The organism is Neochlamydia sp. TUME1 (assembly GCF_000813645.1).
Classification (GTDB): Bacteria; Chlamydiota; Chlamydiia; order Chlamydiales; family Parachlamydiaceae; genus Neochlamydia.
Window position 1 is genome coordinate 1 of the sequence record NZ_JRXI01000150.1, and the last position, 1,365, is coordinate 1,365.

Sequence of the window (1,365 nt, forward strand, 5' to 3'; positions counted from 1 at the left end):
ATATAAACTAAAAAAGCTCTTTTTTATATTACTTGCTATAAACAAAAAAACTTAATTTAATTCATTAAGGCAATTTTTTAACAAATTTTGGAAAGCTGAGCAAGAGCGGATAGAATCAAACTCAACTTTAGAAAGAATAGGGGCGGTATAAGGCATCCCATGCCTAATTGCAGATTCTAACCAGCTTACAGCAGGTTTAGCTGCACCTAACTGAGCATAGCTGAGGGCATTGGTAAGAGCTGTTTGGTAGCTAGGGGCCTCGCTAAATATTCGATCACCTAATTGAATGGCTTCTTTCCACTCTTGATTATGATAAGCTAAATCTTGTAATAGCTGCCAAATTGGCAGATGAAATTTATTTTTAAGAGGATAAAGAATTTCATAGGCCTCTTTATACTCTCCTTTTTCACTTAATAAAAGAGCTTCATGGTAGGTGGCCTGCCTATATATCACACCTGATTGCGTCAGGTTTCGAATATTTCTAAATTTCTCGGAGGCCTCTTGCTTTCTGCCTTCCTCTAGGTCTTCTTCTGCAGCTTTTAATAAATTTTTAATCGCATCGTTTTGATCCTGCTCCTGCATAGAGGAAGTACTTTGCCAGGAGCGATAGCTTTCAAAAGCTAAAATTAAAAACATAGATCCTGCCAAAGTGGCCTGGAAAGCAAAAAAGAATAAACCTACACCTGTAGCAATAAGAATACTTAAAAGAGAGGCAATTTTAATTCCTCGTAAGCCTAATAAACCTTCCAAAGCTATACTTAAAAGGCGCCCTCCATCCAAAGGCTGTACAGGCAGCAGATTAATGATTGTCCAAAAGGTATTGACATAGAAACAGATTTCCAAAGCAAAAATTCCTAGATTGGAAGAATGTTCACCCCATCTGTTTAAAAATAGATAAGTGCCCCATGCCAGTGCAAAGCCAAAAAGAGGACCTGCAAGGACAATGATAAATTCTTGCCATAGCTTAAGCTTAGGGCCTGTTCGATAGGTTGCTCCTCCTAAGCCAGCAAGCTCTATAGTAGAACTTTGGCCAAAAGCAAGCGCGGATAAAGCATGCCCATATTCATGCACAATTATGGAAAACGTAATAACGATTACCCATAGAACAGTCTTAATCAAAGCAGCATGGATAGAAGTTATCTCTGAAAAACTGTTTAACCAGCCGATAATCAAAGTTAAAATCCAAAAAAAAGGATAGATACGCAGAGGGATTTTGCCAGGAATAGTAACCATTATTTCTTTTATGCCTTTTGCTTCTTTTTAAGACAGCTTGTTATATTATATTTTTTGAGCTTTCCATCTGTTTTATCTTATCAGCAGCTCTTCCTTTTGTGCCACTAGAATTGTAGTCACCTATTTCTCCTA

1 protein-coding gene is annotated in these 1,365 nt (G+C 37.4%); it reads right to left on the reverse strand.

Features of this window, described 5'->3' with window-relative positions; translation table 11 throughout:
* Positions 1 to 51: 51 nt before the first annotated feature.
* Positions 52 to 1,233: a site-2 protease family protein gene (locus DB41_RS07495; RefSeq protein WP_039386056.1), complete on the reverse strand. Its 1,182-nt coding sequence runs from the start codon at positions 1,231 to 1,233 to the stop codon at positions 52 to 54.
* Positions 1,234 to 1,365 lie beyond the last annotated feature (132 nt).